The organism is Mesorhizobium sp. M1E.F.Ca.ET.063.01.1.1, from assembly GCF_003998155.1.
Taxonomy (GTDB): domain Bacteria; phylum Pseudomonadota; class Alphaproteobacteria; order Rhizobiales; family Rhizobiaceae; genus Mesorhizobium.
This window is the reverse complement of sequence record NZ_RZSC01000282.1, coordinates 1-7140: the sequence shown is the minus strand read 5'-3', so window position 1 is coordinate 7140 and position 7140 is coordinate 1. Positions and strand designations below refer to the sequence as shown.

8 protein-coding genes are annotated in these 7140 nt (G+C 59.9%); 3 read left to right on the top strand and 5 right to left on the bottom strand.

The window, feature by feature from the left end; genetic code table 11:
- From EOA29_RS19725 to EOA29_RS19705, 5 genes are all read right to left on the bottom strand, one after another.
- A partial coding sequence (locus EOA29_RS19725; RefSeq protein ID WP_145969713.1) for an amino acid ABC transporter ATP-binding protein occupies positions 1–658 on the bottom strand: 658 nt, incomplete at its 3' end.
- Between the two features lie 45 nt (positions 659–703).
- Positions 704–1267: a peroxidase-related enzyme gene (locus EOA29_RS19720; protein ID WP_127221322.1), complete on the bottom strand. Its 564-nt coding sequence runs from the start codon at positions 1265–1267 to the stop codon at positions 704–706.
- Positions 1264–1746 carry a hypothetical protein gene (locus EOA29_RS19715; RefSeq protein WP_127221321.1) on the bottom strand — a complete coding sequence of 161 codons (483 nt, stop codon included), beginning with the start codon at positions 1744–1746 and terminating at the stop codon, positions 1264–1266. Before EOA29_RS19715 ends, EOA29_RS19720 begins: the two co-directional genes overlap by 4 nt.
- Entirely contained in the window at positions 1743–3203 is a 1461-nt protein-coding gene (locus EOA29_RS19710) for an NAD(P)/FAD-dependent oxidoreductase (protein ID WP_127221320.1), read from the bottom strand. Before EOA29_RS19710 ends, EOA29_RS19715 begins: the two co-directional genes overlap by 4 nt.
- On the bottom strand, positions 3200–4171 hold the full coding sequence (locus EOA29_RS19705) for a LysR family transcriptional regulator (protein WP_127221319.1): 972 nt from the start codon (positions 4169–4171) through the stop codon (positions 3200–3202). The genes EOA29_RS19710 and EOA29_RS19705 overlap by 4 nt, the downstream gene beginning before the upstream one ends.
- Before the next feature lie 219 nt (positions 4172–4390).
- Between EOA29_RS19705 and EOA29_RS19700 the strand changes: the two genes are divergently transcribed.
- From EOA29_RS19700 to EOA29_RS19690, 3 genes are all read left to right on the top strand, one after another.
- The gene (locus EOA29_RS19700) at positions 4391–5461 is read left to right on the top strand and encodes an NAD/NADP octopine/nopaline dehydrogenase family protein (protein ID WP_127221318.1); all 1071 of its coding nucleotides are present in this window, start codon (positions 4391–4393) and stop codon (positions 5459–5461) included.
- A 560-nt stretch (positions 5462–6021) separates the two neighbouring features.
- Positions 6022–6303, top strand: coding sequence for a metal-sensing transcriptional repressor (locus EOA29_RS19695; protein WP_127221317.1), 282 nt, complete (start codon positions 6022–6024; stop codon positions 6301–6303).
- 10 nt (positions 6304–6313) lie between these two features.
- On the top strand, positions 6314–7140 hold an 827-nt coding region (locus EOA29_RS19690), incomplete at its 3' end, for a cation diffusion facilitator family transporter (protein WP_145969712.1).

Sequence of the window (7140 nt, the reverse complement as noted above, 5' to 3'; positions counted from 1 at the left end):
CGGCGGCAACCACGCCACGATCCATGAAGACGATCCGGTTCGAGATGTTCTTTGCGAATTGCATCTCGTGGGTCACAAGCAGCGAAGTGATCCCTGACGACGTGACGTCCTTGATCACCTTCAGAACCTCCCCGACGAGTTCTGGATCCAGCGATGACGTAGGCTCATCAAAGAGCATCACATCGGGACGAACCGCCAGCGCCCGCGCGATGCCGGTGCGCTGCAGCTGGCCGCCCGACAGCTGGGAAGGATAGCTGTCCCGTTTCGCTGAGAGACCGACGCGCTCGAGCTCCCGCAGCGCGATTTCACGCGCCTCGTCCGAGGACTTGCGCTGAACCACGACAAGCGGATCCATCACGTTCTGGAGGACGGTCATGTTCTTGAAGACGTTGAACTGCTGAAAGACCATCGCTGTCCGGAGCCGGATCGCCTGGACAGCGGCCTTGTCAGCACGCTGGTAGTCCATCCGGATCTGATCGAAGGCGATAGTTCCTGACGAGGGCTTGGCCAGATAGTTGATGCATTTCAGCAGCGTGGTCTTGCCAGTGCCGCTCGGGCCGATGACCGACACCACATCACCTCGCTTTACCGAGAGATTGACGCCGTTCAGCACCTGCGTGCTTCCGTAGGACAGCTTTATGTCTTTGAGTTCAAGCATTTCTGGTTGGCCCTTCAAAGTGTGAGACGGACTGGCTTGATTGCATCACCCGGCCTCCGCATGGCCTAGAACGTGCATCAGCCGGTTCGCCCAGCCGAAGATCGAAATGGCGTGGATCAGGTCGATGATCTCGGCATCATCCATGCCCACGGATCGCAGCGAGGCGATGTCGTCCGCCGTCGCTTCCGACGGTGCTGCCGACAGACGGCGGGCAAAGCCGTAGATTGCGGCATCCCGCGGGCCAAGCTTTTCGGGTTGGTCGAGATAAAGCGCGGTGACCACGTCATCGCTCTTGGTCAATTCCGCGTGCCGGCGAGCGTGGACGACAGCGCAGAATTTGCAGCCATTGACGATCGATGCGCCCAACGCGCCAAGTTCGCGATCGGGGCGGGCAAGGCCGCCTTCGACATACATGATCGCGTTGAACAGGATCGTGCGAGCAAGATAGCTCTCGGGATCGTGCGCAAGGGTGCGCACATATTCCGAAACTTTCTTGGCGGACGGCGTGACCTTCATCGCTTCAAGCTGTTCGGGCGTGGCCTCGGAGAGTTCGACCGGCGCGATGTAGGGATGCCAATTCAGAGGCTTCAGGCGAACCGCGGAAATCATGCCGACCTCATCAATCGCAAGCCGGTCGCAACCCGTGTCTGGAAGTTTACGAAGGCAATCAATTCTGAGAGCGCGACGATCTGAGGGTTGTTCAACCCCGCTTGCGCCAACAGTACGATGTGGCTCGCCTCTGCTTTTTTGGGCGTCAGCGTGATCAGGTCGACATGCCGCGCGATGGTCGCCAATGGCTCGTCGAGATCACTTTCGCTCCGAGCCAAGGCCAGAAGCTGCTCCGTCGGATCAAGCTGAGCCAGTTGTACGTCATATTCGGCCATCAGGACCGGATCGGCATTCAGGGCGGCCATCCGACGGGCCAGAGCAGCTCGCAAATTCGGTGCAAGCCCTTGGTCATTTGCCGGTCGCAGGACCGAGAGGCGACATTCCTCCGCCCCTTGGACAAATTCGGGTCGAAGCCGCCGCGTAGCGAAAAGGGCATCTTCAGGCGAAAGACCGGCGGCCTTATCCATCGCGTCGATCACTGCACGGCCTCCTTCTGCAGAAGAGGTGTTGAATCGGCCCACTCGTCACCCAGAAGTTCGGGGATGTCGTAAGCGATCAGATTGGCGAAGTGCGTTTCGACATCTTCGGCAAAGAGCGATGCCGTAATGCCGCGGACGAGACGGTCGGCGCCGGCGCTGACTGCCGGGATATCGCCCGAGACCTTGCCGTGGGTCAGCATGGCGGCATCGTTGAAGCAGTGAATGTGTGACAGCATTGGGCAGGAACCGGGGACGCGTTCGCGAAACTCGAAAGCGGGACCGAGATCGGGGGCCTCCGACATGCCGGCACGTGGCGGCCCCATATCGGGTGTATATCGACCATCCGACCATGTGCGGATATGCGGGGCGATCGCTGCAAACTCGGGGCGGTCGCTGAAGTCGTTTGAGAAGCCGGTCGCGGCGATCAGGAAGTCGAAGCGCATTGGCCCTTGCGTGGTTTCAACCAGAAGGCCTTCCGCATCTTGCTCTACCGAGACGATGCCGCAGTCGAGCAAGAACCGGGCGTTGGGGTGGCGAGACACGCGGAGTGTCGATGAACGCGGCGGCGGCGTCTGGGTCGAGGCGGTGTAGTCGAAGAATTTCCATTTCCAGGCATCGGGCAGGTGGTAGATGCCGTGTACGACACCCTGGCTGCCGATGCCGGTCAGCTTGTTGATGCGCGGCATTTCCTTGCGGCGGATCAGCATGTCGACAGAGCCGGCGCCCGCCTCAAGCGCCGTTGCGGCATTGTCCATGGAAGAGGCACCGGCGCCGATGACCGCCACACGCTTGCCTTTCAGCGCATCGAAATCGATGTTGTCGGCAGAATGGGCCAAATAGGTGCGATCAATGCCCTTGAGGAAATCGGGCACGGCGAAACCGCCGAGGCCCGACCGACCCGTGGCCAAAACGAGATGGCGGGTCAGAACCCGGCCCGTTTCCGAACCTTCGACGTCGATGGCGATTAGATCGTCGACAGGCGCGACACCGGTCATGCGCACGCTGTTTCGCACCGGCAGATCAAGCACCTTGCGATACCAGATCAGGTATTCCATCCATTGGACCCGGGGAATCTTGTCCAGCGACTGCCATGCCTCGACGCCCCATTGCGCGGTGAACCAGGCTCGGAAGGTCAACTGCGGCAGGCCGAGCGACGGCCCGTTCAGCGTCTTCGGCGATCGAAGCGTTTGCATCCGCGCGAACGTCACCCATGGTCCTTCGAGCCCGGCCGGAGCTGCATCATAGGCAACAACGTTCGTTATCCCGGTCAGCACAAGCTTTGCCGTGGCGGCAAGTCCGCACATGCCGGCGCCAATGACAACGACGTCACGGACCGGCAGGCCGTCATGCATTTGCCTGGGGACCCAGGGCTTGGCAGGGAGCTCTAGAAACTCGAGATCCTGGGCAAGCTGAGCTTCCAGCGCAGCAAGGCCTGCTGGGGTGGGAGTATGCTTCATATTCCGGTTCCGTGATTTGTCCCCGATGCGGGATCGGTCACCAATTGGCCGGCGAGGGCTGGATCGAGTTTCTTGAAACCGACGATCGACCGTTCAGCCACCGCTTCGACCGCATCCATCAATGCCTGCGCGACTGGGCGAAGGGGACGATTTGCTGCAGCCACAACGCCCCAATAAAAGAGGACGGTCGCATCGATCGGGCGAATGACGACTCCCGGCAGGGGCACGCCGTAGGCGGTCAGGGGATCGATGACTGCGGCGACCCCAGTCTTGCGCACGATTTGCAAGGCGCCATAGGCAGTATTGGTGCGGATCACCGGGCCGGTGTCGATGCCCCGGGCCGCCAGCGCTTTGGCGACGTGCAACTGAAAACGCAGCGGATTGAGCAGTGTGGCGACGCGGCGACCGGCAAAACCCGAAAGCGGAACGACATCGAGCTTGGCCAGTGGGTCGTCCTCCCGCACGGCAGCAACGTCAGGCGCCGAATAGAGCCGCAGGACATCGAGACCGGGCGTATCGAGCGGCAGGCTCGAAAAGCCGATCTCGGCACGTCCGCTGCGCACTTCCTGAGCGACGATCGAGGGTAGAAACTGCCCGAGATGCGTCTCATGCGGAAGCTCCACACCCTGGAGCTCAGCCAGGGCCGTCGGGATCAAGCCAGTGCCGATCGCAGAGGTCGTTACAATCTGCAGGATCCGTCCCCTGCCGGCTGCGATCATCTTGGCCCGAGCCGCCAGTTCAGTGAAGGACATCAACAGGCGTCGCGCTTCCTCCTCGAATGCGACTCCTTCTTCGGACAATTGCACGCGCCGACCGATGCGATGCAGCAATTCGAAGCCAAGCTCGGCCTCGAGATCCTGAATGGTGCGTGTGACTGCAGGCTGGGAACGCCCGAGCATGTCAGCCGCCTTGGTGATGCTGCCGCTGGCAGCAACCGCAAGGAAGGTCTGAAGGTCCCGGGTTTCCATGCTCTCCTACATGCGTAATCCGAATGATTGACATCGTCTCATTCGTTTTTGATATATGTCAAGCGGAAACTAATGTTCGTTTGCGGCTTTGTGGATTTGCCGGTCTCAGCCGGAACCCCGATCGAGAGCGCGCGGCGCCGCCAAGGGAACCAGCTAATGAAAAATTGAAGCTGATCGACAGCAACGGCGAACCATAAAGCCTGCAACAGGAGGAATATTATGCGCGTGAGCATTCTAGGCGCCGGAGCAATTGCTTATGGCCTTGCCGCCTATCTGGCGGGTTCGGGACATTCGCCAATGCTTTGGTCACCGTCGGGACAGCGCACCAAGGCACTGGCTGCCGGCGAATTGTTGAAAGCGACGGGGGATATCGAGACAACCGTGCCGGTGCGCATTGCCAGGGATTGCAAAGATGCCATTGTCAACGCGGACGTGGTGGTGATTGCGCTTCCGGCTTACGGCCACAAGGTGGTTATGGATGCGGCGGTCCCTCACCTGGTTGATGGAACTCCCGTCATCATCAGTTCGCATTGTTCCTTCGCGGCGCTGTATCTCTCCAAGCGGTTGGCCGAGCGCAAGGTCAGGTTGCCAATCGTCGTTTGGGGCACAACACTCCTATCAGGCCGCCAGCAGGGACCAACCGAAGTCCTTGTCACCACCATTCGTCAGAAGCTTGATGTCGCGACGCTGCCTTTCAGTTACCAGGATCAAGGACACGAACTTTGCACGACCTTGTTCGGCGATCGCTTCGTCAAGCGCGACGGGATGCTTGCGATCGCGCTCAGCAACCTCAATCCGCAAAACCATCTCGGAATTGCCCTTCTTAATCTGACGCGCATGGAAAAAGCCGAGCAATGGAGCCAAGGGGGAAACGTGACCCCTGCCGTCGGCCGCCTCATCGAGGCTCTGGATGCCGAACGTCTGGCCATTGCAGCCCATTTCGGTATTGCGGTCCGCACCGTCAAAGAGCATTTTTCGTTGTCGTTCCATGTTCCGATCGGAACCGTTTCGGAGATGAACCAGGAGATGGACCGTCAAGGGCGCGGTGGCTTTGGTCCGACAACCATCGAGAGCCGCTATATTCTCGAGGATGTCCCGTTCGGGCTGCTGCCGACCGCATTGTTGGGGAAGACTACCGGGAACCCGGCTGTACTCCACGAGTCCGGAATTTCAATTTTGTCGGCGGCCTACGGTCGCGATCTCAAGGCAGACAATGACATTCTTCCGGCTCTTGGAATCGACCGTTTGTCAGATATGGACCTCGCGAACCTTTCGCGTGAGGGGTTCTGACCGGTCGCGTCAGAAATGCTGAGCCTGGCTGGGCGTGGTCCCGATAGAGGCCGAGAGCCCTGAGGCAAGTCAGCCGGATGGTCGGCCGACCCAGAAAGGGCTCAAGCCGACACTGGTAGGTTACAGGAAATTCAACGAGCAGTCCTGGGATAGGATGGTCGATCCATGGACGTCGCGAGCAAAAAATTCAAATAGCTTGCGTTTTTCCTGAATACCGCCCGCATGCTCAACCAATTTATTTGAAAGTGTCTGAACACTTCAGTCGGGCCTCCCACCAAGTTGGTTCGGTGCTCGCAGGCTTTCATTCTATTCTGTGCTCCGGTTATAGCTGACGACGACCGCCTTGGAAAGCATAAGGAAGCCGCGAGCTCCTCAGGAAGGTGTCTAGCCGATCTAGCATTAAGAGGCGGCGCCGGGGATGAGCCATTCTCTCGCCACCGATTGAGCCTTGGGCTATTTCACCCATTTGACTTCCTCATAATCGCCACTCGTGCGAAGTGTCACGGTGATGTCCTTGCGCCGCGATTGCATGATCCTCTCCAAGGGGATAGGAATCGTTCATGAACGAGCGCCCTCATATTCACGAGACACATCCTGAGATCATCAAACGGTTGAAGCGTGCCGATGGCCATCTGCGAAGCGTCATCGAGATGATCGAAGCGGGCCGGCCCTGCGTCGACATTGCGCAGCAGCTGCATGCCGTCGAGAAGGCGATTTCCCAGGCCAAGAAGACGCTTATCCAGGATCATCTCAACCACTGCCTTGAAGACGTCGTGGGTCCGCTCCCACGCGAACAGCGCCGCTCGATCGACGAGTTCAAGGACATTACCAAGTATCTGTGAGGCATCCGCCATGATGGACAAGGTCCGCGACTGGTTCGGCTTCGGCCCGGTAAGCCAGGGCTTCGGTGGCCATGGCCATGATCACGGCGAGGGCGGCCACGGCCACACGCATGGCGTGGTCGATCCAACCATCGCCACGACAACGCGCGGCATTTGGGCTATCAAATGGTCGTTCGTCGTGTTGGCCATCACGTCGATGCTGCAGCTGGTCGTCGTGTTCCTCTCGGGCAGCGTGGCATTGCTGGCCGACACCATCCACAATGTCGGCGACGCGGTCACAGCAATCCCGCTCTGGATCGCCTTCATGCTGGCGCGGCGCAAGCCGTCGAAGACCTTCACCTACGGTCTTGGACGCGTCGAGGATCTGGCCGGCATCATCATCGTGCTGATCATCCTGTTCAGCGCCATCGTCGCTGGCTATGAGGCGATCGACAGGCTGATCCATCCGCAGCCCATTGCCTTGCTCGGCTGGGTGGCGATCGCCGGCCTGATCGGCTTCCTCGGCAATGAGACGGTCGCCGTATTCCGCATCCGCGTCGGCCGCGAGATCAACAGTGCTGCGCTGATCGCCGACGGCTACCATGCCCGCACCGATGGCTTCACCAGCCTGGCGGTGGTTCTCGGCGCGGCCGGCGTGTGGGCAGGCTTTCCACTCGCTGATCCGATCATCGGCCTTTTGATCACCGTCGCCATCTTCGCCATCGTCTGGCAGTCGTCGAATGCGGTGCTGACGCGCATGTTGGACGGTGTCGAGCCCGGTGTCGTCGAGGAAATCAACCATGCGGCAGAGCACGTCAAAGGTATCGAGCGTATTGCCCAAGTGCAGGCCCGCTGGAT